This is a genomic window from Pelagibacterium limicola, from assembly GCF_015694405.1.
Lineage (GTDB): Bacteria > Pseudomonadota > Alphaproteobacteria > Rhizobiales > Devosiaceae > Pelagibacterium > Pelagibacterium limicola.
In genome coordinates this window covers 245,697-269,634 of sequence record NZ_JADQDB010000005.1, presented here as the reverse complement: position 1 = coordinate 269,634, position 23,938 = coordinate 245,697, and the positions used below count along the sequence as shown (strand labels likewise).

The 23,938-nt window shown below is 62.2% G+C and carries 23 protein-coding genes and 1 riboswitch; of the genes, 15 read left to right on the top strand and 8 right to left on the bottom strand.

Going from position 1 to position 23,938, the window contains the following annotated elements:
• The first annotated feature begins 1 nt into the window (after position 1).
• Both thiM and thiE read left to right on the top strand, forming a co-directional pair.
• A complete protein-coding gene (gene thiM, locus I2G20_RS12120) occupies positions 2 to 796 on the top strand; it encodes a hydroxyethylthiazole kinase (protein ID WP_196259975.1) in 795 nt (264 codons plus the stop codon).
• Positions 793 to 1,503, top strand: a complete 711-nt coding sequence (thiE, locus tag I2G20_RS12115) for a thiamine phosphate synthase (protein ID WP_196259974.1) — start codon at positions 793 to 795, stop codon at positions 1,501 to 1,503. The genes thiM and thiE overlap by 4 nt, the downstream gene beginning before the upstream one ends.
• Here the strand turns inward: thiE and thiD are convergent.
• The 7 genes from thiD to I2G20_RS12085 all read right to left on the bottom strand — a co-directional run bounded on the left by thiD (position 1,464) and on the right by I2G20_RS12085 (position 4,824).
• Positions 1,464 to 2,285: a bifunctional hydroxymethylpyrimidine kinase/phosphomethylpyrimidine kinase gene (gene thiD / locus I2G20_RS12110; RefSeq protein ID WP_196259973.1), complete on the bottom strand. Its 822-nt coding sequence runs from the start codon at positions 2,283 to 2,285 to the stop codon at positions 1,464 to 1,466. The two genes, thiE and thiD, sit on opposite strands and share 40 nt — an antisense overlap.
• Entirely contained in the window at positions 2,282 to 2,413 is a 132-nt protein-coding gene (locus I2G20_RS17410; RefSeq protein ID WP_281389716.1) for a hypothetical protein, read from the bottom strand. The genes thiD and I2G20_RS17410 overlap by 4 nt, the downstream gene beginning before the upstream one ends.
• 33 nt (positions 2,414 to 2,446) lie before the next feature.
• A riboswitch (TPP riboswitch) is annotated at positions 2,447 to 2,564 on the bottom strand.
• Between the two features lie 129 nt (positions 2,565 to 2,693).
• Entirely contained in the window at positions 2,694 to 2,894 is a 201-nt protein-coding gene (locus tag I2G20_RS12105; RefSeq protein WP_196259972.1) for a CsbD family protein, read from the bottom strand.
• A 134-nt stretch (positions 2,895 to 3,028) separates the two neighbouring features.
• Positions 3,029 to 3,538 carry a hypothetical protein gene (locus tag I2G20_RS12100; protein ID WP_196259971.1) on the bottom strand — a complete coding sequence of 170 codons (510 nt, stop codon included), beginning with the start codon at positions 3,536 to 3,538 and terminating at the stop codon, positions 3,029 to 3,031.
• Positions 3,538 to 4,029 carry a TspO/MBR family protein gene (locus I2G20_RS12095; protein ID WP_196259970.1) on the bottom strand — a complete coding sequence of 164 codons (492 nt, stop codon included), beginning with the start codon at positions 4,027 to 4,029 and terminating at the stop codon, positions 3,538 to 3,540. The genes I2G20_RS12100 and I2G20_RS12095 overlap by 1 nt, the downstream gene beginning before the upstream one ends.
• Before the next feature lie 57 nt (positions 4,030 to 4,086).
• The gene (locus I2G20_RS12090) at positions 4,087 to 4,311 is read right to left on the bottom strand and encodes a DUF378 domain-containing protein (RefSeq protein WP_196259969.1); all 225 of its coding nucleotides are present in this window, start codon (positions 4,309 to 4,311) and stop codon (positions 4,087 to 4,089) included.
• 27 nt (positions 4,312 to 4,338) lie between these two features.
• A complete protein-coding gene (locus I2G20_RS12085; protein WP_196259968.1) occupies positions 4,339 to 4,824 on the bottom strand; it encodes a fasciclin domain-containing protein in 486 nt (161 codons plus the stop codon).
• A 169-nt stretch (positions 4,825 to 4,993) separates the two neighbouring features.
• Here I2G20_RS12085 and I2G20_RS12080 point away from each other — a divergent pair, with 169 nt between their 5' ends.
• From I2G20_RS12080 to glgX, 5 genes are all read left to right on the top strand, one after another.
• Positions 4,994 to 5,578, top strand: coding sequence for a helix-turn-helix domain-containing protein (locus I2G20_RS12080; RefSeq protein ID WP_196259967.1), 585 nt, complete (start codon positions 4,994 to 4,996; stop codon positions 5,576 to 5,578).
• A gap of 147 nt (positions 5,579 to 5,725) precedes the next feature.
• Positions 5,726 to 7,435, top strand: a complete 1,710-nt coding sequence (gene treZ / locus I2G20_RS12075; protein WP_196259966.1) for a malto-oligosyltrehalose trehalohydrolase — start codon at positions 5,726 to 5,728, stop codon at positions 7,433 to 7,435.
• Entirely contained in the window at positions 7,432 to 9,669 is a 2,238-nt protein-coding gene (gene treY / locus I2G20_RS12070; protein WP_196259965.1) for a malto-oligosyltrehalose synthase, read from the top strand. Before treZ ends, treY begins: the two co-directional genes overlap by 4 nt.
• 74 nt (positions 9,670 to 9,743) lie before the next feature.
• Positions 9,744 to 10,904: a sugar phosphate nucleotidyltransferase gene (locus I2G20_RS12065; protein ID WP_196259964.1), complete on the top strand. Its 1,161-nt coding sequence runs from the start codon at positions 9,744 to 9,746 to the stop codon at positions 10,902 to 10,904.
• Positions 10,897 to 12,969, top strand: coding sequence for a glycogen debranching protein GlgX (gene glgX, locus I2G20_RS12060; protein WP_196259963.1), 2,073 nt, complete (start codon positions 10,897 to 10,899; stop codon positions 12,967 to 12,969). The genes I2G20_RS12065 and glgX overlap by 8 nt, the downstream gene beginning before the upstream one ends.
• A 61-nt stretch (positions 12,970 to 13,030) precedes the next feature.
• Here glgX and I2G20_RS12055 read toward each other — a convergent pair whose 3' ends face one another.
• Positions 13,031 to 13,948 carry a LysR family transcriptional regulator gene (locus I2G20_RS12055; protein WP_196259962.1) on the bottom strand — a complete coding sequence of 306 codons (918 nt, stop codon included), beginning with the start codon at positions 13,946 to 13,948 and terminating at the stop codon, positions 13,031 to 13,033.
• 318 nt (positions 13,949 to 14,266) lie between these two features.
• Between I2G20_RS12055 and araD1 the strand changes: the two genes are divergently transcribed.
• The 8 genes from araD1 (at position 14,267) to I2G20_RS12015 (ending at position 23,801) form a co-directional block, all read left to right on the top strand.
• Complete coding sequence (gene araD1, locus I2G20_RS12050) at positions 14,267 to 15,256, top strand: AraD1 family protein (RefSeq protein WP_196259961.1); 990 nt, start codon at positions 14,267 to 14,269, stop codon at positions 15,254 to 15,256.
• 20 nt (positions 15,257 to 15,276) lie between these two features.
• The gene (gene araD / locus I2G20_RS12045) at positions 15,277 to 17,019 is read left to right on the top strand and encodes an L-arabinonate dehydratase (protein ID WP_196259960.1); all 1,743 of its coding nucleotides are present in this window, start codon (positions 15,277 to 15,279) and stop codon (positions 17,017 to 17,019) included.
• Positions 17,019 to 17,942 carry a Gfo/Idh/MocA family protein gene (locus I2G20_RS12040; protein ID WP_196259959.1) on the top strand — a complete coding sequence of 308 codons (924 nt, stop codon included), beginning with the start codon at positions 17,019 to 17,021 and terminating at the stop codon, positions 17,940 to 17,942. Before araD ends, I2G20_RS12040 begins: the two co-directional genes overlap by 1 nt.
• Positions 17,943 to 18,110: 168 nt before the next feature.
• Positions 18,111 to 19,064, top strand: coding sequence for a galactofuranose ABC transporter, galactofuranose-binding protein YtfQ (gene ytfQ, locus I2G20_RS12035; RefSeq protein WP_196259958.1), 954 nt, complete (start codon positions 18,111 to 18,113; stop codon positions 19,062 to 19,064).
• Positions 19,065 to 19,135: 71 nt separating this feature from the next.
• Positions 19,136 to 20,653 carry an ATP-binding cassette domain-containing protein gene (locus I2G20_RS12030; RefSeq protein WP_196259957.1) on the top strand — a complete coding sequence of 506 codons (1,518 nt, stop codon included), beginning with the start codon at positions 19,136 to 19,138 and terminating at the stop codon, positions 20,651 to 20,653.
• The gene (locus tag I2G20_RS12025; RefSeq protein ID WP_196260100.1) at positions 20,653 to 21,684 is read left to right on the top strand and encodes an ABC transporter permease; all 1,032 of its coding nucleotides are present in this window, start codon (positions 20,653 to 20,655) and stop codon (positions 21,682 to 21,684) included. The genes I2G20_RS12030 and I2G20_RS12025 overlap by 1 nt, the downstream gene beginning before the upstream one ends.
• On the top strand, positions 21,681 to 22,655 hold the full coding sequence (gene yjfF / locus I2G20_RS12020) for a galactofuranose ABC transporter, permease protein YjfF (protein ID WP_196259956.1): 975 nt from the start codon (positions 21,681 to 21,683) through the stop codon (positions 22,653 to 22,655). Before I2G20_RS12025 ends, yjfF begins: the two co-directional genes overlap by 4 nt.
• Before the next feature lie 177 nt (positions 22,656 to 22,832).
• Positions 22,833 to 23,801, top strand: coding sequence for a TAXI family TRAP transporter solute-binding subunit (locus tag I2G20_RS12015; RefSeq protein WP_196260099.1), 969 nt, complete (start codon positions 22,833 to 22,835; stop codon positions 23,799 to 23,801).
• The last annotated feature ends 137 nt before the right edge of the window (positions 23,802 to 23,938 follow it).

Genomic DNA, 23,938 nt, shown 5'->3' with positions numbered 1-23,938 from the left:
AATGACCACGCCCTCATCTCTCTTCATCCGCATGCGCGCCGCCGCACCCCTCGTCCAGTGCATCACCAACTATGTGGCGATGAACGTCGCGGCCAACGTTCTGCTCGCGGCGGGGGCTTCTCCAGCCATGGTTCATGCCGAGGAGGAGGCCGAAGAGTTCGCGATGATCGCCGGGGCCCTGACGGTCAATATCGGCACGCTGTCGCCCGCCTGGATTTCCGGGATGAAGGCGGCGGTGAAGGGCGCGACCCGGGCCAAAAGGCCGTGGGTGCTCGACCCCGTTGCCCATTTCGCCACCAGATTGCGGCAAAGGACGGTCGCCGAGTTGCTCGACCTGCGCCCGGCTATCATTCGTGGCAACGCCTCGGAAATCATCGCGCTCGGCGGCGGGCAAAGTTCCGGCCAGGGTGTCGATAGCGGCGATCCGGTCGAGCGCGCAGAGGATGTCGCGCGGCAGCTGGCAAAGGCGTGCGCGGCGGTCGTCGCCGTCACGGGTGCCGTCGATTTTGTCACCGATGGTGAAAGGCAGGTGCGCATTTCGGGCGGCTCGGCGCTGATGCCCAAGGTGACCGCGCTCGGCTGTTCGCTGACCGCGCTGGTCGGCGCCTTCGCCGCAATCGCTCCGGATGAGCCGTTCGATGCAACGGTGGCCGCGCTCGCCGTCTTCGCCGTGGCAGGAGAAAGGGCGGCGCATGGTGCCGAGGGGCCGGGCTCCTTCGCGGTGCGCTTCCTCGATGCTCTCCATGCCCTCGATGCACAGACCCTGGAAGCCCAGGGCCGGATCGTGTCGGCATGACGCAGTTCGACCTTTCGCTCTATCTCGTGCTCGATCCCGATCTTTGCCGAAGCCTCTCCATGGTGGAGACTGCGCGCGCGGCGGTGGCAGGCGGCGCAACGATGGTCCAGCTCCGCGACAAGACCGCGGGAACCGCCGGCCTCGTCGCGGTAGGCCGAGCGCTCAAATCGGCCCTGGCCGGCACCGACGCGGCCCTGATTGTCAACGACAACCTCGACGCCATGCTCGCTGTCGACGCCGATGGCCTTCATGTCGGGCAGAAGGACATGGGCGCGCGGCAAGCGCGGGAAAGGATTGGGCACGGCAAGATCCTCGGCCTGTCGGTGGAAACCGAGGCGGCTGTCAGCAGGGTCGACGCTTCGGCGGTCGACTATGTGGGCGTCGGTCCCGTTTTCGACACCCCGACCAAGCCCGACCACGAGCGCCCGATCGGTATCGAGGGGCTGGCGCGTATCGTCGCGCTTAGCCCGGTCCCGGCCGTCGCCATCGGTGGGCTGAAACCGCATCATGTTGCCTCGGTGATGGCGAGCGGTGCGGAAGGGCTCGCGGTGGTATCGGCCATCTGCGGCCAGCCCGATCCCCAGGCTGCCGCCCATGGACTTGCCAGGGCCATCGCAGCGAGCCGCGCCTCAGGCAAATCACTGCGGTCCGGCGGCCGCCCGATCGGTTACCCCGACCGGGATTCCAGGCCATCCCAAAGCTCGTGAAAATGATGGAGGGGGCCGTGGCCGCGCCCCACTGTCAATGCCTCGCTCGCCGCCAGCGCGCCGGAGAGATAGATCTTTGCCCCCCTCACGCTCTCTTCCATTGTATGCCTTGGCAAGAGTGCCGCAATGGCAGCCGAGAGCGTGCACCCGGTCCCGTGGTCGTTGCGTGTCCGGATCCGGGGCGCCGATAATTCGATCGTTCCGGCTGGTCCATGCAGCAAATCGGTGCTTTCGGTCAATCCTGGGAGGTGACCGCCTTTGAGCAGGGTCCATTCCGGCCCCAGCCGCCGCAGGTCCGCAACCCGCGCTCGCATTTCCTCCAGCGTCCAGTCGGGAGCAGCACCGAGCAGAACGCCGGCTTCGGGCAGGTTCGGCGTGATGATCCGCGCGAGAGGCACGAGCAATTCGCGGACCGCGGCCACAGCGTCGGGATCGAGCAAGTCATCGCCACTCTTGGCCACCATGACGGGATCGAGCACGATGTTGGCCGCGCCATGATGGCGGAGGCGACCGGCAATCGCTTCGGCGATGTCCGCATTCGCCACCATGCCGATCTTGACCGCATCGACCCGTACATCCTCGAAAACGGCGTCGATCTGGGCACAGACGATGCCGGGTTCGAGGGGGAGGACGGCCTGCACCCCTTGCGTGTTTTGCGCCACCACCGCCGTGACCGCAGCCATGGCGTAGGCGCCATTCGCCGAGATGACCTTTAGGTCCGCATGTATGCCGGCTCCCCCCGTCGGGTCGGTGCCGGCGATACTGAGAACATTGGCGATCATGGCGCGATAACCGCCGTCAGCAAGCCGAAGGCCGTGCCGGGAGCTTCCTGACGACGCTCACCGGCTGACGTCATGGCCGGGGCGTCTGCCCGCTGGACGGGGGAGGATGGAATACGGGAAATTGTCATGGGCGCCCTCGACGGTGCGGCCGGCAAAAGGGATAAGGCGCCTGTGCCCGTCCCTTCGCCGGCATGATCCGGATCAGGTTCAAAGGGTCACTGCGCTGCTATGCGGCCGGCAGAATCTCAGCCCCCTGTCGGGGCTCCCCTCGGTCGGGGCCAGACTAGCACACACTTGGGAAAGGTCCACGGGGAAGGCCAGAGGCCGCTTGTTCAAAAATCAAGTGAAGCGTCGCGGGCCGGACAAAGCAAAACCCCGCCAGATGGGGCGGGGTTTTCGATTATCCGATCAGTGAAGGCGGTTATGCCATTCATCGACTTCGCGTTTGACGTCGTCCTTGGCTTTTCCGTAGCGCTCCTGGATCTTGCCCTCGAGCTGCTCACGGTTGCCGTTGATCTGATCGATCTCGTCGTCAGTGAGTTTACCCCACTGTTCCTTGACCTTGCCGGTAAACTGCTTCCAGTTTCCTTCAACACGATTCCAGTCCATCGCAACCTCCTTTGTGGGTCATGAGAGAAAAACGCCCCCGGCCGCTGGGAGTTCCCCCGAAGACGATCTCGCCGGACGCTCGGCCGTGCGGAACCGGGTTACCGAACCCCGGAAAGGCGCAAAAAAGGGCGAGATTATAATTTGCGGCTATCATAGGCCCAATGAAGCAGGGCCTGGCGTTGGCGCGGGCGGCACCATCGGTCGCCCGGATCGCAGGCCCGGCGGAGCTGCGCAACATGGCGGCGCATCGCCTTCCAGCGGCCGATCTGGCGCTCATCTTCGCCCATCATCCTGCGCCCGTAATAATAGCGGCAATACCACTGGAACCAGCCTCGCGGGTCGTCGGGATGGATCCAGCCTCGGGCCCGCCAAACACTGAGCGGTTGGCTTGCATCGACGCCGAACCAGTTAAGGGAGGGATCTCGCCGTCCAGAGGAAAGCTTGGCGTCCCGGAACCAGGCTTTGGGAAATTCCTCCACGCAATCGGTCATGTACTTGCCGCCGAAAACCCCCAGTGCCAGCATTTCTAATGGCGTAAGGTCGGGCCGGAAATCAGGGTGGAAATCGCGACCGGTCGGCGCGACGAGCTCGTAGCTGTATTCGCGCTGCATCAGGTCGTCGACGACAATCCGGCGTGGCGACATTATTGGGCTGGCCCCACGGGTCGGACAGCGTTGCGCTGCCAGATCGAGAAGTTGAGCCCGCAGGCGAAGGTCACCCATGCCAGATAAGGAGCGAGCAGCCAGGCAGCGACGATACTAATGGGCTGGAAAACAATGATGGTGAGAAGGATCGCGATCCAGAGCATGACGATCTCGACCAGAGCCAGGTCCATCCGGTGGAGCCCGAAAAAGAGCGGCGACCATGCGGCGTTGAGCAGAAGCTGGACCGCAAAGATACCCAGCGGCAGACTCGCTCCGACAAATCCAGCCTCGCGCCAGACAAGCCATCCAGAGACTGCGATCATCGCATAAAGCGCGGTCCATACCGGCGCGAACAGCCAGTCAGGCGGCCGCCAGCGCGGTTTGTCGAGCCGTTGGTACCAAGTGCCTGGGCGGAAGATTACACCCGCCGACGCGGCCACAAAGCTCGCACTGAGAAAGGCGGCCAGCATGAGCAATTCCAAGCCGTCCATTGGACACCCCGTGCAAGAAGGAGAGCCGCTTGACGGTCAAGCGGCTCCCTGCAATCGCTAGTGGTTTCGGGGGGCAGCAAGCTCGCCCGATCCGAACTGGGAAAACAGCGGCACGATCTGCCAGACGGCCGACAGGCCCACCAGTACATAAACGATCCTTGAGAGCGCCGAGCCGGCGCCGAAGAGAGCGGCAACGAGATCAAAACCGAAGAGGCCAACAAGCCCCCAGTTCAGACCGCCCACGATGACGAGGATCAGCGTTAGGATGTTGAGGTATTTCATGACACTTCCCCTTCCAAGGGTTGCTTGTCAGTCTTGAGCCGGCAGGATGACCGTATCAATGACGTGGATCACGCCGTTGGAGGCCACGATGTCGGCGGTGATGACGGTGGCATCGTTGATGCTGACCGACGTGCCATCGACCGCGATGGCGATCGTCTGGCCATTCACCGTCGTCGCCTCGTCGATATTTGCCACATCCGCCGCCATCACCTGCCCAGCAACGACGTGGTAGGTAAGGATGGCGATGAGCTGGTCCTTGTTTTCCGGAGCAAGCAGGGTTTCGATTGTGCCCGCAGGGAGCTTGGCGAAGGCTTCATCCGTCGGGGCGAAAACCGTGAACGGTCCCGGGCCTTTGAGCGTATCGACGAGGTCTGCGGCGGCGAGGGCTGCGGCCAGCGTCTCGAACTGGCCCGCTTCCAGCGCCGTTTCGACAATGTCCTTGTCAGCCGCGACCGCGCCGAAGCTTCCGGCAAGGCTGATGGCTGCGGCAAGGAATGCGGTCTTCAATTGCATGGTGGTGTTCCTCTTTATGACTTGGCGACCCTCAATACGGGACCCGGAAGTCATAAGATGAAAATGAATTTTCTTGCCAGTAAATTTTTCGTGACAGTATATCGATTTTTCTTGAAATGAAAAAAGTATCTAGGTTAATGTCCCAAGGAGAAAATGAGGCTCGATCAGATTGATTTCCGACACGCTCACCAACGAACTGCACCGCTATGCCATTGGGCCGCGCATCAAGGCGCTACGCCTCAAGAAAAAGCTCGGCCTCGCTCAATTGGGGTCTCACACCGGGCTTTCGACAGCGATGCTGTCCAAGATCGAGCGGGGACAACTCTTTCCCACTCTACCCACTCTGCTCAGGATCGCCATGGTGTTCAATGTCGGCCTGGAACACTTCTTCACCTCGCAGGAGGACAAGCCGCTGGTTGCTGTCGTTCGGAAAGACGAGAGGATCAGGCTGCCCGCCCCCCCGGGCGAGGACCCTCCTGCCTGGCTTTTCGAGAGCCTCGATTATCCTGTGGCCGATCGCAGGATGGAGGCATTTTATGCAGAGTTCCCCGCTGACGCCTCCTCTTCGGCGCCGCACCGGCATGGCAGCGCGGAATTCATTTACGTCCTGAGCGGGGCTCTGCATGTCGATGTCGGGGGCGAGGAAACCATCCTCGATGCCGGGGATGCAATCTATTTCGACTCAAACGTGCCCCATAGTTATCGCCGTGCGGGCGAAGGCGTTTGCCAGGCGCTGGTGGTGACGACACCTTAGAAACGCGGCGAGGCGCGACAGACAGCGCCATTTGCAAACGAGGAAATCCGTGACGGTCGCCGACGCCGGCCCCTCCCGGGTCGACCCGTCGCGTGGAACGGTCCAGACTCGGGCGCGTTTGTGAGGGCTGACCGATGAGGAGTCCTTATGCCGTCGAGAACCTGGGGCGCTATCCGCCATGACGGCGATTGGGAAATCCGGATTTGGGCCCCTTCTGCCCGTTCAGTGTCGGTAACGATCGGCGAGCATACCCTTCCTGCTCGAATGGATGCGACCGGGTATTGGCATGCGAGGGCTGCCGCCGAACCCGGCGCCCCCTATCGCTTCCGTGTTGACGATACCCTCATTCCCGACCCCGCCTGCAGATTGCAAATGGGAGATGTGCACGGCGCGTCCGTTCTCGTCGATCACGATGCCTATCGCTGGACCGAGGCCTGGAAGGGGCGCGAGTGGCCCGAGGCCGTCCTCTACGAACTGCACATTGGAACGTTCACCCCTGAGGGCACCTTTGCGGCCGCAGCGGGAAAACTCGCGCAACTGGCCTCGCTCGGCATCACGGGGATTGAGATCATGCCCATCGGGCAATGGTCGGGCAACAGGGGCTGGGGGTATGATGGGGTGCTGCCCTTCGCGCCGCATCTTGCTTATGGCAGGCCCGACGACGTCAAGCAGTTCGTCGAGCGCGCCCATAGCCTGGGCATGATGGTGATTCTCGACGTGGTTATGAACCATCTCGGACCCGACGGCGCCTACCTGCATGCCTCGACGCCGGAATTTTTCGACAGTGATCGCAAAAACCCCTGGGGCGCCGCAATCGACTTTTCCCAGCCTGCGGTGCGCTCCTTCTGGATCGAATGCGCACTTTCCTGGCTCGAAGACTACCATCTCGACGGCCTGCGGTTGGACGCCGTTCATCAGATCGCCGGCCCGGGCTCGGATCAGTTCTTCAACGAACTCGGCACGGCGGTTCAGGGGCTTAAGCTCGGCCGGCCCCTTCACATCATCTTGGAAGACGAACGCAACGAGCCGGTGCTGCGGGAGAAGCCCGGCTATGTGGCGAACTGGAACGATGACTTTCATCATGCCGTCCATGTCGCACTGACCGGCGAAGAGCAGGATTATTACGAGAGCTTTGCCGTCGATCCCATCGGTGACCTTGTCCTCGCTCTCGAAAAGGGACATGTCGAACAGGGCCAGAAGCGCAAGGGTCGCGCGGTGCCGCGGGGCGCCCCTTCCGAGCACCTGCCTCCCATCGCCTTTGTCAATTCCACCCAGACCCACGATCAGGTGGGCAATCGCCCATTTGGCGAGCGCTTGATCGCCCTGGCTGACCCCCAGGCGCTCCAGATGGTTTTCTCCCTTTTGCTCGTCAGCCCCTATATCCCGATGATTTTCATGGGCGAGGAGCGCGGCGAAACCGCACCTTTTCTGTTCTTTGCCGACTACGAAGGCGAATTGGGCCAACGGGTCCGCGAAGGGCGGGCTGCTGAGTTTCAGGCAATAGCGGGCCTTGGCGACGCGATCCCCGACCCCACCAGTCTCGAGACGTTCGAGGCGTCGAGGCTCGATTGGACGGTGACCGACGGGTCACGCCAATGGCAGGACCTGACGCGAACTTGCCTTGAATTCCGTACCCGATATGTCGTGCCGCTTCTCAAGTCTGGCCACCGTGCGAGTATCGCGCGCCGATGCGGGGACGGGTCGCTGGAGGCCCAGTGGACCTTCCGGGACGGCCGTCTGTCAGTGGCGCTCAACCTGGGGAGCGTAGGTGCTTTCTCTCAGGATGACGAGGACGCCGGTCTTCGGTTCAACGCAATTGAATCGGATCCGTTTGCATTCGCGGCGTGGGTCCGATGACGCGCCCCGGCCAAATCCCGAACGCCACCTATCGCGTGCAGTTGCGTGAAGGGTTCGACTTTGACGCCTGCCGCAGCCACCTCGACTATCTCGCCGACCTCGGGATCTCGCATTTGTATCTCTCGCCGATATTCACCGCATGTCGCAATTCCACCCACGGCTACGACGTCGTCGATCCCACCCGGATCGATCCCGTACTGGGCGGGCGCGAGGCTTTCGAGGAACTGGCCCGTGCCGCCCATGCGCGGGGCCTGGGCATCCTTCTCGACATCGTTCCCAACCACACGGCCTTTTCGCTCGAAAACAACTGGCTGTGCGACGTCCTCCGGCGGGGCCGAAGCAGCCGCTACGCGCGGCATTTCGATATCGATTGGGACGCCGGGCCGCTGGTCCTGCCGTTTCTGCCCGAACCTTTCGAGAAAATGCTGGCGGAACACAGGATCGGCATTGCCGACGGCTTTCTGACCTTCGACGATACCAAAGTTCCGCTCGCGGACGGGACCGGTGACGGCGACGCGCGGACTGTCCACAAGGCCCAACACTGGCGCCTGCGCCATTGGGAGATCGAGCGGGACGGCATTACCCATCGGCGCTTTTTCAACGTCACGAGCCTTATTGGTATGCGGGTCGAGGATCGCCAGGTGTTCGACGATACGCACGCCCTGATCGTTGAACTGGTTGCCGCCGGGCTTGTGGACGGATTGCGCGTCGACCATATCGACGGGCTGGCTGACCCCAGGACTTATCTCCAATGGCTGGCGGAGGCGACGGGCGGCATTCCTGTATGGGTCGAGAAAATTCTGACCGCCAACGAGACATTGCCGGGCGATTGGAAAACCGTCGGCACCACGGGCTACGAAGCCGCCGCCCTGATCGCAAGGCTTCTGACAGACAAATCCGGTTTCGCCCGGATGGATGAACTCTGGTCCCATTGGGTCGGGCCGGACGATGGTTTTGCCGCGGCCCTGAGCGTTGCCAAGCACGATATCCTTGACCACGAACTGGCGGCCGAACGCCATCAACTGATCTTTCTCGCGCAAGCTGCCTGCATCGATAGCCACATCGCGGAGCCTGGCCCGGAAAGCTTGCGCGAAGCGATAACGGCTCTTTTGACGGCCATGCCCAGATATCGCACCTATTTCATGGGTGGGACTGGATGCCGGACCGATCGTGAACTAATGAAATCTGTGGTCGAGACGTCGCGTGCGCATCTGCGCTCGTCCACGACCCTCGACGCGCTGACATCCCTTTTTCTCTCCCCGCAAAATGCCTCGGCCCACCGATTTGTCACGCGGTTCCAGCAGGTGTCCGGCGCGCTCACGGCCAAGGCGCAGGAGGACACTGCCGGGTTCCGGTGGCCACGATATCTAGCCCTCAGCGAAGTCGGTGCCGAGCCCGACCACGCCACCATGACGCTCGATGACGCCAACGACTTTCTCACGGCGCGCGCCGCGACCGAAATGACGCTGACCTCGACACACGATACCAAGCGCTCCGAAGATTCGCGTATGCGTCTGGTCGCGATCTCCCATCGCCCTCGTGCCTTTGCCTCTCTCATGCAGCGGGCCGGTAGCCTGCCCGAGGCAAAGCAGGTCAGCGCCCGTTGGCAATGGTATGTCGTGCAGTCCGCTCTCGCCCTCTGGGGAGGCGAGGGCGATATCGCCCAGCGGCTCGGTGACCACATGGTAAAGGCGATGCGCGAGGCCAAGGACATCACGTTCTGGACCCGACCGAACCAGCAAGCAGAGACCGCCGCAGTCGATTTCGCGCACGCACTCTGCAATGACTGGAGCCGGGATCGCCCGCCCGCTCTCGATGAACTTATGTCAATCGCCCAATATCTGATCCTGACCCAACTCGCCCTCAAGGTGCTGATGCCGGGCTTCCCGGATTTCTACCGAGGGAGCGAGGGCGAGTTTCTGGCCCTCACCGACCCAGATAATCGCCTGCCGGTGGATATCGGGGCCCTCGGCCGGCTGGCTGGTGACGAGACTTTTTCCGGAGAGAAAGCGAGGCTGACGGCCCTCCTCCTGGGGTTCAGAAAGGAGCATGGAGATTTCCTTGCTCATGCAACGGCGTCCATCGGGGCCCGGGACAGGTCATTCTGCATGCGCCGCACCCATAACGGCCGGGAACTCAGGACGTTCTGGGGCATGGATCCGCGGGTGGAAGCCACCAGCATTCTTTATCGGGCGGAGCGCAAACCCTTGACCCTCGCCATAGGATGGGCGTGATGGAACACCTTCACACCTGATGCGTTTGTAGAGGCAGACCGCTGCCTGGCCGGCTTTTCTTCGAGGATGCGAGCGTGAAACAAACGCGAATCTCTTGTGTGGCCGGACAGGGTTCGGTCGCGACGATTCTTCTCGCCGGTGGCCAGGGCACGCGGCTTTGCGAACTGACCGCAAGGCAAGCCAAGCCGGCTTTGTATTTCGCTGGGACGCACCGCATTATCGATTTTGTCATGGCAAATGTCGTGAGGTCTGGCCTTGACCGTCTGGTGGTGGCGACCCAATTTGCTCCGGGCACGCTTGAAGCGCATGTCCCTTTGCGCTGGGGGCACCATTTCCAGTTGGGGCAATGTATTCTTCAGAATGGGAAAGGTGCCTATCGGGGGACGGCCGACGCGGTCCGGAACAACCTGTCTCTCGTCTCCGACCCCGTAGTCGATACAATCGTGGTTCTGGCCGCCGATCATGTTTACGAAATGGACTATGCGGCAATGATCGAGGCGCACCGGGCCTCGGGCGCAGCTGTCACTGTCGGCGTCGATGTCGTGCCGCAGTCGGACGCATCGGGTTTCGGGGTCATGCACGCCGATGAGCAGGGCGTCGTCACGTCCTTCCAGGAAAAGCCTGCCTGCCCGCCAGCCATTATCGGTGAGCCGGGATATTCCATGGTCAGCATGGGTATTTACGTTTTTTCCCGTGTCTGGCTGGAGGAGGTCCTTCTCAAAGAGGAACGGGCGCTCGACTTCGGACACCATGTTATTCCCCTGGCCGTCGATCAGCGGGTAGCAACGACCTATCGTCTGCCGGCGAGCGAGGGTATGGGCAGACCCTATTGGCGGGATGTCGGCACCCTCGATGCCTTCCGTCTCACCCAGATCGAATTCGCCCATAAAGCCCCCTGTCGTTTGCCGGGAGAGCCCTCCGCCACCTCGTGGTTTCTGGGTCGTGGAACCATTGCGATGCCGGGAGCGCTGGTTTCGCCGGGCGCGCGCTTGTCGCGCACGATAGTGGCGCCCGGAGTCCACATCCCAAGCGGCCTGGTGACCGGTGAAGACACGGATGAGGATCGTCGCTGGTTCCGCTGCACCGAGGGGGGCACGGTGCTGATCAACCAGACGATGGTCGAACGCTGGATGGAGCATCGCGCGAGCGTACGGCCTCGCTCGACAGCCTCTCGCCCCGCCGGCCGGTTCAATCTTGGGGTCCTGCTCCCGGCACTGGACGATTCGCGTGCTTAAAAGAAACGACGGCCCCCCGCAATTCGACCTATTCGCAGCTCGTGCGGACGTGCTCGGCGCCGAATTTGACGGCAACGGCACCAACTTCGCGCTGTTTTCCGAGCACGCAACCCGCATCGAACTCTGCCTGTTCGATCCCAGCGGCTTGACCGAGCTCCATCGCCTGGACCTGCCGGCCATGGAGGGCGGCATCTGGTTCGGCTACCTGCCGGGCGTCGGCCCCGGTCAGGTCTACGGCTATCGGGTGCACGGTCCTTATGCACCCGAGGAAGGCCACAGGTTCAACCCCAACAAGCTTTTGCTCGATCCCTACGCCCGGCAGATAAAAGGCGAGATCGCCTGGAACGATGCGCTCTTTGGTTATGTCATCGGCGAGGACGATACGAGCTTCGATACGCGCGACAGCGCCCCGTTCATGCCAAAGGCGGTAGTGGCGGATACCGACTTCGACTGGGATGCGGACAACGCCCTCCGTACCCGCTGGCAGGACAGTTTCATCTACGAAGCTCATGTAAAGGGCCTTACGAAGCTTCATCCCGATGTCCCCGAGCACTATCGCGGCACCTTTGCGGGGTTGGCAGACGAGGCGATCGTTTCTCATCTCAAGGCACTCGGCGTCTCGGCGATCGAGTTGATGCCGGTCCATGCCTTTGTCAACGATCGGCACCTGGTCGAAAAGGGGCTGACCAATTATTGGGGCTATTCGACCCTCGCCTTCTTTGCGCCGCATGCGCCCTACCTGCACAGCGGCCAGATTCGCGAGCTCAAGCAAGCCATCCGCAAATTCCATGCGGCCGGCATCGAAGTCATTCTCGACGTGGTTTTCAATCATACGGCCGAGGGAAGCGAGCTTGGCCCCACGCTCTCTTTCCGCGGCATCGACAATGCCTGCTACTATCTGCTCTCGGAGGAAAACAGGCGGCACAGCTTTGATACCACCGGCACCGGGAACACCCTCAACGTCGCGCATCCGATGGTGATGCGATTGGTATTGGACAGCCTGCGCTACTGGGTTCAGGCAATGCATGTCGACGGATTCCGGTTCGATCTTGCCTCGACGCTCGGCCGGGAAGCCCAGGGTTTCGAGCGCGACGGCGCGTTCTTCACGGCGCTCCGCCAGGATCCCGTTCTCTCGAGCGTCAAGCTGATCGCCGAGCCCTGGGATGTTGGAGAAGGTGGTTATCAGGTGGGGGGCTATCGCTGGCCGTTCCGGGAGTGGAACGACAAGTTCCGCGACAATACCCGCGCATTCTGGCGCAAGGATCCGGGGTTATTGCCCGAAATCTCTCAAAGACTGGTCGGGTCACCGCTCCAGTTCAATCACAGCCACCGTCCCGCCACCTCCAGCGTCAATTTCGTCGCCGCACATGACGGGTTTACCCTCTGGGACACGGTCAGCTACCTCGAAAAGCGCAACGAGGCGAACGGCGAGAACGGTCAGGACGGACACGACCACAATCTGTCCGACCATATGGGTGTCGAAGGTGAAACCGACGATCCCGAGGTGGTGGGCGCCCGCATAAGACGCGTTCGCGCCATGCTGGCCACCGTCCTGCTGAGCCAGGGAATTCCCATGATCCTGGCGGGCGATGAGCTGGGAAACAGCCAGAGCGGCAACAATAATGCCTATTGCCAGAACAACGAGCTATCCTGGATCGATTGGTCCAAGGCCCGTCCCGAGCTCCAGAAGGCCGTAGCAGCCTTGAGCGCCTTCCGCGCCGAAGTCTCAATTTCCAAGGCGCGCTTCACGGTGGCCGAGACCGACGAGCCGGAGATCCAACCTACCGCTGAATGGCTCCATCCGCGCGGCAGGCAAATGACCGAGCAGGATTGGCAGGATGGATCCCTCAGATGCATGGGCCTCAATATCTGTGCAGGAGAAAAGGAAAGCGTCCTGATCGTGCTCAACGCCGGTGACGACTGCCGCTTCGTGTTGCCCAAGGGGCAATGGGAACTCAGGATCGATACGGCTTCCGATGACGTTGCGTGCAGGAAAAAGGTGGCCCGCCAGATCGATGTGTCATGGCAGTCGGTGCTCGCGCTGAAATTGCTCGATACAAGATAAGGATGGCAACGCCCTTGCGCCCAAGTCCGTCGGAAACAGGCAGAACGGTCGGACAGGACCTTTACGGTTTCAAATGGATGGTCTTCTGCTCGAGCGCCGAAAACACGCGGGCCGCCGCGGGGGAGAGCTCTGCTTCCGCCGGCAGGACGAACGAATAGGGCGAGACGGCGATCGGGTCCTTGATGTCGAGCAGCCCGATATTGCCGCCGAGTGCATTGCCCCGCGCATGAAATTCGCCCACGGACCGCGCAACGGGCGCTACGGCATTGGTTTCGCTGACGATCGCGAGCGTCAGCAGCAGCGAGGCGGTGCCGAGAATGCGCTGGGGGATCGGGTAGCCATTTTCCAGAAGGTAGGTTTCGACCTCCCGCCGCATTAGCCCGCCGGTCGGTTGCATCACCCAATCGAAAGGCAGGCACTGGGCAATCGTGACCTGCTTCTTTCGCATCAACGGATGGTCCGGCCGGGCGATGAAGGCCACCGGTTCCGGCCCGATCCGGCGCATCCGCACGGCTCGTCCGTCAAACCGCTCCGGCAGGCGACCGATGTAAAAATCGAGCTCGCGTGAAAGCAGGGACGCCGCCAGCTTGTCGCTGGTTTCCACATCGACCGAAATTTCGATTTCGGGATAGGCAATGCGCATCTCGCGCAGCGCCGGCAGGACGATCTCGAGCGCCGGCCCGGTCACAGCCCCGATGCGGACCTGCCCGCGCACGCCTTCGACCAGTTCGCCGATCTCGTCCTTGGCATCGTTGAGTTGCCGCAGGATCGCATGGGCCTTTTCGGCCAGCAGCTTGCCGGCAAGGGTGAGGGACACACCCTTTGCATGACGTGTATAAAGAGGCGCGCCGGCGATGCGCTCGAGTTCAGCCATGAGCCGGGACGCTGCGGGCTGGGTGATCGCGAGATGCGAGGCGGCGCCCGACATCTGTCCGGTGCTTTCGAGAGCCACCAGCAACCGCAAATGAGCAAGCCTCATGCCCCGTCGGATAAACTCATCCTGTAGCCCGCCCGGTCCCGTCCATTGAGTCATTGATATATCACTTTCGGTATATTCAGAGGCTAAAGGAATATTTGCTATGCATGATGAGTCAAGCCAGTGTGCACCCGCCTGCAGGGAGCGATGGTCCAAAATAAGGAGCACGTCATTGCAGGTAGCGTTGCCGGGGAGGTGTCGTGGCAGTATGACTTTGTGAGTCGACGGTCGTTGGAAGCGGGAGTGCCCGAGCTTCCACGCCGGAAGACCGCTGCCACACGATTTCCCCCACACGCCGAAAAGTTAAGAAGGACTATGCCGATGCTGCTTTCCCAGCGCCGCACTGCTGATGGCCGGACCCAGGTTGTTGTCCGCGACGGGCCGGAAGCCTATGCACTCGGCAAGGACACAACGCTTTACGAATTCGCCCGCGATTGCGCGGAGCGCAAACTGCGCCTTGCCGACGCCATAAGTGCCATTGGGCTGGGCGAGGCTGTCGATATCGAGGCCGAAGCGCGCGAAGGGCGCCTGCTCCCGCCCATCCTCCATCCCGACCCCGCGCATCTGCATTTGACGGGTACGGGACTGACCCATCTCGGCTCCGCCGCGACCCGCGATGCCATGCACGCAAAGGCGAATGCGGCCGAGGAGACCCTTACCGATTCCATGCGCATGTTTCGCATGGGTCTCGAAGGTGGCAAGCCCGCAGCGCTCCCCGGTGCACAGCCTGAATGGTTCTACAAGGGCAACGGGTACGCCCTGGCGGCGCCCGGCGCTCCACTCACCATGCCCGGCTTCGCCGAAGATGGCGGGGAAGAGCCGGAAATTGCAGGTATCTACATCATCGCTTCGGACGGCACGCCGTGCCGGGTCGGTTGGGCGCTGGCCAACGAATTTTCCGATCACGTGACCGAGCGCGTCAACTATCTCTGGCTGGCGCATTCAAAGCTGCGGATGGCGGCCTTCGGTCCCGAAATACTCGTGGGCGATCTCCCGCAAAGCGTCGAGGGCACTTCCCGCATCCGTCGCAAGGATCAGGTGATCTGGGAAAAACCGTTTGTTTCTGGCGAAGCGAACATGTCCCATGCTCTCGCCAATCTCGAACACCACCATTTCAAATATCCGATCTTCCGTCAGCCCGGCGATGTGCACATCCATATGTTCGGCACCGCGACCTTGAGCTTTGCCGACGGTATCAAGACCGAACCCGGTGACGTTTTCGAAATCGAGGCGGCGCCCTTCGGCCTGCCGCTGGTCAATCCACTCGAGCGCGCCGACGATACCGGCGTCGCGCGGGTCCGGACCCTTTAAGGCGGGAGGACATAGCGCACATGCCGTTCACACCCGCTCCCTGGCCCCGCAAGCTCCGCTCACAGCATTGGTATGGCGGTACCTCGCGCGATACGATTTATCACCGCGGCTGGCTCAAGAATCAAGGCTACCCGGACGACCTCTTCGATGGGCGCCCGGTGATCGGCATCCTCAATACATGGTCAGAGCTGACGCCCTGCAATGGGCACCTCAATGAACTTGCTGAAAAGGTGAAGGCGGGCATCTGGGAGGCCGGGGGCTTTCCGCTCGAAGTGCCGGTGTTCTCGGCCTCGGAAAATACCTTCCGCCCCACCGCGATGATGTTCCGCAACCTTGCGGCAATGGCGGTGGAAGAAGCCATGCGCGGCCAGCCCATCGACGGCGCGGTGCTGATGGTCGGCTGCGACAAGACCACGCCCTCGCTTCTGATGGCTGCGGCCTCGACCGATATCCCCTCGATCGTCGTTTCGGGCGGCCCGATGCTCAATGGCTGGTGGCGCGGCAAGCCCGTGGGCGCCGGCACCCATCTTTGGCAGTTCTCCGAAGCGGTCAAGGCCGGAGAAATGTCCCAGTACGAATTTCTGGAGGCCGAGGCCGCCGTTACGCGTTCGGCGGGGTCCTGCAATACCATGGGCACGGCGTCGACAATGGCCTCGATGGCCGAGGCGCTCGGCATGGCGCTTTCGGGCAATGCGGCCATTCCCGCCGTCGATGCCCGGCGGCGTGTGATGGCGCAGCTGACGGGCCGGCGCATCGTCCAGATGGTCAAGGATGACCTGAAGCCGTCCGACGTCATGACCCGGGAGGCATTTGAAAACGCCATCCGTACAAATGCCGCGATCGGCGGTTCGACCAATGCCGTCATCCATATTCTCGCGATTGCCGGGCGGGTGGGCATCGATCTGACGCTCGACGACTGGGACCGGCTCGGACGCGACGTGCCGACCATCGTCAACCTCCAGCCCTCGGGCAAATACCTCATGGAAGAGTTCTTCTATGCAGGGGGCCTGCCCGTCGTTCTCAAGCGGCTGGGAGAGGCGGGCATCCTGCACAAGGACGCGCTGACCGTTTCGGGCACGACGATCTGGGATGAGATCAAGGACGTCAGGAACTGGAACGAGGATGTAATCCTTCCCGCGGACAAGGCGTTGACCCAGTCGGGAGGTGTCGTCGTCCTTAAGGGCAACCTTGCTCCCAAGGGCGCGGTGCTCAAGCCCTCTGCCGCTTCCCCGCATCTCATGAAGCATCGCGGCAGGGCGGTGGTTTTCGAGGATATCGACGACTACAAGGCGCGCATCGAGGACGAAGCGCTCGATATCGACGAGACCTGCATCATGGTCCTCAAGAATTGCGGCCCCAAGGGCTATCCGGGCATGTCCGAGGTCGGGAACATGGGCCTCCCGCCCAAGGTGCTGCGCAAGGGCATCACCGACATGGTGCGCATTTCCGATGCACGCATGTCGGGCACGGCATACGGCACGGTCGTGCTCCACACTACGCCCGAAGCCGCCGCCGGGGGCCCGCTGGCCGTCGTGCGTTCGGGCGACATGATTGAGATCGACGTCCAGGCGCGCCGGATACATCTCGATATCTCCGATGAGGAGTTGGCCGCGCGCCTGGCGCAATGGACCCCGACCCACGAGGTTCCGGCTTCCGGCTATGCCTGGCTCCATCAACAGCATGTCCAGGGCGCCGATACCGGAGCCGATCTTGATTTCCTGCGCGGCAAACGCGGCCGCGACGTTGGAAGGGACAGCCACTGATGAAACTCGCACTTGCAGGCATCGGCAAGATCGCCATCGACCAGCACGTCCCCGCGCTCAAGGCCTCGGGCGACTGGGATCTGGCGGCGACCTTTTCACGCCATGGACGCGTCGAGGGCGTGCCCGGCTATACCGATTTTTCCGCGCTTCTGTCCGAACGGCCCGATATCGAGGTCGTATCGCTGGCCATGCCGCCAGTCCCCCGGTTCGATTACGCGCGCATGGCGCTCGAAGCGGGCCGTCACGTGATGCTCGAAAAGCCTCCCGGTGCGACGCTCGCCGAAGTGCACGCTCTCGAAAAGATTGCAGCCAGCAACGGCTTGACCCTATTTGCGACCTGGCACTCGCGCATGGCCAAGGGCGTTGCCGCGGCAAAGTCTTGGCTGGCGGGCAAGACCGTCCGGTCGGCGGCGATCGTTTGGCGCGAAGACGTCCGCCACTGGCATCCGGGACAGGATTGGGTGTTCGAGCCCGGCGGGATGGGGGTTTTCGATCCGGGCGTCAACGCACTCTCGATCTTGACCGAAATCCTGCCTCTGTCGGTTCATCTGACCGCCGCCGAGCTCGATTTCCCGGCTAACCGACAGACCCCGATTGCTGCCCGGCTGACCTTCACGGGCAATGCCAGCGCCGATTTCGATTGGCGCCAGGAAGGCCCCCAGACATGGGATATCACGATTGCGACCGATGCCGGGACCCTGGTTCTGCGCATGGGCGGCAACGTACTCGAAATTGATGGACGCGCCGTCGAGGGCGACGATTCCATCATGGGGGAATACCCCGCACTCTATGCCCATATGACGAGGCTCGTAGAGGAGGGGCGATCGGACGTCGACCTTTCTCCCATGATCCACGTTGCCGACGCGCTGACCCTCGGACGCCGCAACAGCGTCGAGCCTTTCGAATGGAGCGCGGCGCAATGAGCGCCGCCCTCGGACTTTCAGGAACGTCCCGGCTGGTTTGCCGGACGGTTTGGTTCTCCCCGCCCACAGAGCGACGGGCCGGAAGGATCAAAGCAAGCGGGACGGTGCCCTAGCGCACCTTCCCTTCATGACAAGTGTTGTCAACGGTCAACCCTAGGGAGGAATATTATGACCTATAAGACACTTCTGGCCACTACGGCCCTTGTGGCCCTGTCTGCGGGCGGTGCCCATGCACAGGTAATCGGCTTTTCCCAGATCGGTTCGGAATCGGGCTGGCGCGCTGCCGAAACCACGCTGACCCGCATGCAGGCTGAAGAACGCGGTTATGATCTGCGCTTCTCCGACGCCCAGCAGCGCCAGGAAAACCAGATTGCCGCCATCCGTTCGTTCATCGCACAGGATGTGGACGCCATCCTGCTCGCACCGGTCGTTGCGACCGGCTGGGACGCGGTGCTCCAGGAAGCGGCCGAGGCCGAAATCCCGGTCATTCTGCTCGACCGCATGGTCGACAGCTCCGACGATCTCTACCTCACCGCCGTCGGCTCCGACCTCGTCCATGAGGGCTATGTGGCCGGCGAATGGCTGGTCGATACCGTTGCTGGCGAAGATTGCCGCGTGGTCGAGCTTCAGGGCACCACTGGCTCGAGCCCGGCCATCGATCGCAAGAACGGCTTCGAACAGGCCATTGCCGATCATGCCAATGTCGAAATCGTGCGCAGCCAGACCGGCGACTTCACCCGTTCGGGCGGCAAGAGCGTCATGGAAGGGTTCCTGCAGGCCGAAGGCGGCGGGGCCGATATCTGTGCGGTCTATGCCCACAATGACGATATGGCCGTCGGCGCCATCCAGGCGATCAAGGAAGCCGGTCTCAACCCCGGCACCGATATCCTCGTCGTCTCGATCGATGCCGTGCCCGATATCTTCCTTGCCATGGCGGCAGGCGAAGCCAACGCGACTGTCGAACTGACCCCCAACATGGCCGGTCCGGCATTCGATGCCCTTGAAGCCTATTGGGCCGATGGCACCATGCCGCCCAAATTCATCCAGACCGAATCGGCCCTTTACACCCAGGACGACGATCCGCAGGGTGAATATGACCGCCGCAAGGATCTCGGCTACTGATTTGAGCCCAAAGGACGCGGGCGCAGCCGCCCGCGTCCACCAATACTTGTAAATCCGAAAGGTCCTGCCCCGTGCTGCTGACCGTAAAAGGCCTGTCCAAGTCGTTCCTTGGCGCAAGGGCGCTCGATGCTGTCGATTTCGATCTGGCAGCCGGAGAAGTCCACGCTCTTCTGGGCGAGAATGGCGCGGGCAAATCGACCCTCATCAAATGTCTGACTGGCGCCTATCACCGCGATGCGGGCGAGATCGCGCTGGACGACCAGCCCATTGATCCGCGTTCGACCTCGCAAGCGCAGGATCTGGGCATCGGCACCGTCTATCAGGAAGTGAACCTCCTGCCCAATCTCACTGTGGCGCAGAACCTGACTTTCGGCCGCGAACCGACCCGTTTCGGGCTCGTCGATGCGCGCGCCCGCACCCGGATGGCGCGAGAAATGATCGAAGGCTATGGCCTCGATATCGACGTCAATCGCGACCTGTCGAGCTATTCGGTCGCCATCCAGCAGATCGTTGCCATTGCGCGCGCCGTGTCGCTTTCGGGCAAGGTATTGATCCTTGATGAGCCCACCGCGAGCCTTGATGCGCGCGAAGTCGAAATGCTGTTCAAGGTCGTGCGAGACCTGCGCAGCCGAGGGCTCGGAATCATCTTCATTTCGCATTTTCTGGATCAGGTCTTCGCGATCTCCGACCGTATCACGGTCCTGCGCAACGGGCGCAAGATCATCACCGAAAAGACAGCCGAACTCGATCGGGTCAAACTGATTGAGCACATGCTCGGCCACGCGCTCGAACATGAGGTCGAGGCCCAGATGGCGGCCCATGCGGACGAGCAGCCTGTCCGTCCCCTCGCCTTCAGTTTCCGCGGCATCGGACGCCAGGGGATGATCGAACCATTCGATCTCGACATCCACGAGGGCGAAGTTGTGGGGCTCGCCGGCCTGCTCGGCTCCGGCCGCACCGAGAGCGCCGAACTGTTATATGGGGTCAGGGTCGCCCTGACCGGCGAAGCGCGCGACGCCAATGGCCCGATCAATATCCGCAATCCGCGGGCCGCCATTGCGGCGGGTTTCGGCTTTGCTCCCGAGGACCGCAAGACGGACGGCATCGTTGCCGACCTGACGATCCGCGAGAACATCGTTCTTGCGTTGCAGGCGAGCAAGGGCTGGATGCGCCCCATCCCACGCGCCGAGCAGAACCGGCTGGCCGACGACTATATCCGCCGCCTCGATATCCGCACGACGGGGCGCGAAAAGATGATCGGCGAGCTTTCGGGCGGCAACCAGCAAAAGGTTATCCTTGCGCGCTGGCTGGCCATGAATCCTCGCTTTCTCATTCTCGATGAACCGACCCGTGGCATCGACGTCGGCGCGCATGCCGAAATTTTGCGCCTGATCCGCGAGCTGAACGCCCAGGGCATGTCGTTGCTCGTCATTTCCTCAGAACTTGAGGAACTGGTGGCAGCTTCGGACCGCATCATCGTGGTGCGCGACCGGCGGCATGTGGCCGAACTGACCGGAGCCGACATGACGGCTGACACCATCGTGCGTGCCATCGCCGCGCCCGGGACCGCAAAGGAGGCGACGGCATGATGGTGCCAACCCTGAAACGCATCGCGCCGCAACTGAGCACCCTCGTTGCGCTGATCATTCTGATTACCTTCATATTTCCCTCGTTTCTCAACCTCTCGATGGTCGATGGGCGTCTCGTGGGGCCCTTGGTCGATGTCGCCAAGCGCAGCGCTCCTGTGGCGCTCCTCGCCATCGGCATGACCCTGGTGATCGCCACCAAGGGGATCGACCTTTCTGTGGGCGCCATCATCGCCATCTGTGGCGCTTCGGCGGCCTGGGCCGTGAGCGCCGGATACGGGCTCGGGCCGGCCCTCGTCATCGCGCTTTCCGCCGGGATTGCCTGCGGGCTCTGGAACGGGGTCCTGGTCTCGATGGTCGGCATCCAGCCCTTTGTTGCCACGCTCATCCTGATGACCGCCGGGCGCGGCATCGCCCAGCTCATAACCGAAGGACGCATCCTGACCTTTACCGATCCCAGCTTCGGCTGGATCGGATCGGGCACCTTGTTCGGACTGCCGGTTCCCGTCTGGCTGTGGCTGGCGACCGGCGTGCTGATGGCGCTCCTCTTGCGGCGCACTGCGCTCGGGATGCTCATCGAGGCCGTGGGCATAAACCGCCGCGCCAGCGCGCTTTCGGGGGTCAACGCCAGGGTGCTGCTCATCGCGGTCTACGCTGCGTCGGGCTTCTGTGCGGCACTGGCCGGGTTGGTGGTCACCGCCGACATCCGCGGAGCCGACGCCAACAACGCCGGTCTCTGGCTCGAACTCGACGCCATTCTGGCCGTGGTTATCGGTGGCAACTCGTTGCTCGGCGGCCGTTTCTCGATCGCCGCTTCGGTGATCGGGGCGCTGATCATTCAGACCATCAATGCCGGCATCCTGCTCGGCGGGTTTCCGCCCGAATACAACCTCGTCATCAAGGCCGCGCTGGTCGTCGTGATCCTTGTGCTGCAGTCGCCGAATCTCGTCACGCACTTCGCCTTCCTGCGCGGAGCGCTGCCCACGCGCCGGCCCTCGGAGCAAGTGCAACAAACCGGAAAGCCAAAGCCATGAGAAACCCGCGTCTCCTGCCGCTTTTCGCCACCATCGCGATCTTTCTGCTCGCTCTCCTGATCTGCTTTATCCAGTTTCCCAATATGTTCTCGACCCGGGTGCTGGGCAATCTTCTGACCGACAACGCCTATCTCGGTATCGTTGCGGTCGGGATGACGGTGGTCATTCTTTCGGGCGGGATTGATCTCTCGGTGGGCTCGGTTATCGCGTTTTCCGGCGTCTTTATTGCCGTCGTGTTGCGCGATACCGGCCTTCACCCGATGATCGTCTTTGCCATGCTGCTCGCGATCACCACCCTGTTCGGGGCAGCGATGGGTGGGCTGATCCATGCTCTCGCCATGCCCGCCTTCATTGTGACGTTGGCGGGAATGTTCCTCGCACGCGGTGCCGCCTATATGCTCTCGATCGACTCGGTGCCGATCCAGCACGAATTCTATGGCCTCTTGCAGTCCTACATTGCCCTGCCGGGGCGCGGGCGGCTGACGCTTATCGGTTTCCTGATGATCCTCGTATTCATCGCCGGCATTTTGATCGTCCACAAGACGCGCTTCGGCACGGCCGTCTATGCCTTTGGCGGCGGGGAAGCGACCGCACGGCTGATGGGCATCCGCAAGGGCCGCGTCACCGTGATGATCTACGCCTTTTCCGGCCTGATGGCCGGGCTCTCGGGGATCGTCTTCTCGATCTATACCGGCTCGGGCTATTCGCTGGCCACCGTCGGCACCGAGCTGACGGCGATCGCGGCCGTCGTCATCGGCGGCACGCTCCTGACGGGCGGGGCGGGCTACATGTTCGGCACCTTTATCGGCGTCCTGACCATGGGGCTGATCCAGGTCTATATCGTCTTCGACGGCACGCTTTCGAGCTGGTGGACCAAGATCGTTATCGGGCTGCTGGTCCTGGCCTTCATCCTCTTGCAAAAAGCGCTGGTGCGCCTCGCCCGGCGCGAGGAAACCTTGCTTCCGGCCTGATCGCACCCTACCGGTGAATTTCATGCACGTGGCCTTGCGGCCGCGCGCATGAGCACGTTTTTCCATTTTGGGGTTGATCCGTAGGACGTCTTCCTGAAAATATGCAATATTCTCATGGCTATCGTCATGCACAACAAAAGCACCAGGGAGAATAACGTGAGCACACATCTCAAGCGTATGGGAACCAAGACTGCCGCTGTTGTAGCCGCGGCCGGCGCCATGCTGGCCTTTTCCGCGGCTCCGTCTTTGGGCCAACAGCAGTTCGTGACCATCGGCACTGGCGGGGTGACCGGTGTTTATTACCCTGCGGGCGGCTCGATTTGCCGCCTCGTGAACCAGGGGCGCTCCGAACACGGCATCCGCTGCTCGGCGGAATCGACGGGCGGCTCGGTGTTCAACCTCAATACCATTCGTGAGGGCGAGCTCGATATGGGCGTCGTTCAATCGGACGTGCAATACAATTCGCTCCATGGAATCGAGCAGTTCGCCGATGCCGGTCCCTATGAAGACCTGCGCGCCATGTTCTCGCTTCATCCCGAGCCCTTTACCGTCGTGGCTCGTGCCGATGCCGGCATTACCAATTTCGAGGATCTGCTGGGCAAGCGCGTGAACCTCGGCAACCCCGGTTCGGGTCAGCGCAATACGATGGAACTGCTGATGGCCGAATACGGCTGGACCGCAGACGACTTCGCGCTGGCCGCCGAATTGCCTTCGCGCGAGCAGGCCCAGGCGCTGTGCGACAACAGGTTCGATGCCTTCGTCTTTACCGTTGGCCACCCTTCGGGTTCGATTTCCGAGCCCATAGCGACCTGCGACGCCGTCCTCGTCAATGTGACAGGCGACATCATCGACCGCCTGGTGGAAGATAACCCCTACTACTTCCACGCCACCATCCCCGCCGGAATGTATAACAACAGCGAGGACGTTCACACCTTCGGCGTGGGTGCCACGGTCGTATCGTCGACCAATACCTCCGACGAGGTCGTCTATCAGGTGGTAAGGGCGGTTTTTGAGAACTTCGACGAGTTCACAGCGCTCCATCCGGCCTTTGGGGTTCTCGAAAGGGAAACGATGGTTACAACGGGCAACTCTGCCCCGCTTCATGATGGAGCGGTACGCTATTACGAGGAAGCCGGCCTGATGTAATCGGCCACGCCTTTATGGCAGGGCGGCCTGGACCGCCCTGCCATCCGTTTGGAATCCGAGGGGAAGGCGATGAGCGCGATCAGTGAAAAAGACTCCGGGCAAACGGCAAGTCCGGAGGATCTCGTAGCAGCAGCCGA

Coding starts and splice junctions, on each gene's coding strand:
- thiM (WP_196259975.1), top strand. CDS start 2: ATGACCACGCCCTCATCTCTCTTCATCCGCATGCGCGCCGCCGCACCC.
- thiE (WP_196259974.1), top strand. CDS start 793: ATGACGCAGTTCGACCTTTCGCTCTATCTCGTGCTCGATCCCGATCTT.
- thiD (WP_196259973.1), bottom strand. CDS start 2,285: ATGATCGCCAATGTTCTCAGTATCGCCGGCACCGACCCGACGGGGGGA.
- I2G20_RS17410 (WP_281389716.1), bottom strand. CDS start 2,413: ATGACAATTTCCCGTATTCCATCCTCCCCCGTCCAGCGGGCAGACGCC.
- I2G20_RS12105 (WP_196259972.1), bottom strand. CDS start 2,894: ATGGACTGGAATCGTGTTGAAGGAAACTGGAAGCAGTTTACCGGCAAG.
- I2G20_RS12100 (WP_196259971.1), bottom strand. CDS start 3,538: ATGTCGCCACGCCGGATTGTCGTCGACGACCTGATGCAGCGCGAATAC.
- I2G20_RS12095 (WP_196259970.1), bottom strand. CDS start 4,029: ATGGACGGCTTGGAATTGCTCATGCTGGCCGCCTTTCTCAGTGCGAGC.
- I2G20_RS12090 (WP_196259969.1), bottom strand. CDS start 4,311: ATGAAATACCTCAACATCCTAACGCTGATCCTCGTCATCGTGGGCGGT.
- I2G20_RS12085 (WP_196259968.1), bottom strand. CDS start 4,824: ATGCAATTGAAGACCGCATTCCTTGCCGCAGCCATCAGCCTTGCCGGA.
- treZ (WP_196259966.1), top strand. CDS start 5,726: ATGCCGTCGAGAACCTGGGGCGCTATCCGCCATGACGGCGATTGGGAA.
- treY (WP_196259965.1), top strand. CDS start 7,432: ATGACGCGCCCCGGCCAAATCCCGAACGCCACCTATCGCGTGCAGTTG.
- I2G20_RS12055 (WP_196259962.1), bottom strand. CDS start 13,948: ATGAGGCTTGCTCATTTGCGGTTGCTGGTGGCTCTCGAAAGCACCGGA.
- araD1 (WP_196259961.1), top strand. CDS start 14,267: ATGCTGCTTTCCCAGCGCCGCACTGCTGATGGCCGGACCCAGGTTGTT.
- araD (WP_196259960.1), top strand. CDS start 15,277: ATGCCGTTCACACCCGCTCCCTGGCCCCGCAAGCTCCGCTCACAGCAT.
- I2G20_RS12040 (WP_196259959.1), top strand. CDS start 17,019: ATGAAACTCGCACTTGCAGGCATCGGCAAGATCGCCATCGACCAGCAC.
- ytfQ (WP_196259958.1), top strand. CDS start 18,111: ATGACCTATAAGACACTTCTGGCCACTACGGCCCTTGTGGCCCTGTCT.
- I2G20_RS12025 (WP_196260100.1), top strand. CDS start 20,653: ATGGTGCCAACCCTGAAACGCATCGCGCCGCAACTGAGCACCCTCGTT.
- yjfF (WP_196259956.1), top strand. CDS start 21,681: ATGAGAAACCCGCGTCTCCTGCCGCTTTTCGCCACCATCGCGATCTTT.
- I2G20_RS12015 (WP_196260099.1), top strand. CDS start 22,833: ATGGGAACCAAGACTGCCGCTGTTGTAGCCGCGGCCGGCGCCATGCTG.